This is a genomic window from Streptomyces sp. URMC 126 (assembly GCF_051386555.1).
Classification (GTDB): domain Bacteria; phylum Actinomycetota; class Actinomycetes; order Streptomycetales; family Streptomycetaceae; genus Streptomyces.
In genome coordinates this window covers 1-268 of sequence record NZ_JBPQTX010000912.1, presented here as the reverse complement: position 1 = coordinate 268, position 268 = coordinate 1, and the positions used below count along the sequence as shown (strand labels likewise).

General features: G+C 68.3%; 1 protein-coding gene. It reads left to right on the top strand.

The annotated features are described in order from the left end of the window. The coding region (locus ACSNOK_RS34465) for a hypothetical protein (RefSeq protein ID WP_436784658.1) at positions 1 to 268 on the top strand (268 nt) is incomplete at both ends.

The following is a 268-nucleotide window of genomic DNA, read 5'->3' as shown; positions in this document are numbered from 1 at the left end:
GAAGCGGCACATCCACAAAGGGCTCTACGGCGCCTTCGTCATCGACCCCGACCCGGCCCGCCATCCCGAGGCCGTGGACGCCGCGCGCGGGCGGCTGCTCGGCACGCCCGAGAACGCCCGTTGGCAGGAGCTGGTGATGGTGATGAACGCCTTCGACACCAACTTCGACGACGAGAACGAGGTCTACGCCGTCAACACCGTGGCGCACGCCTACGCCAAGCGGCCGATCGTGATCGACAAGAGCCGGCCGGTGCGGCTCTACCTCGTC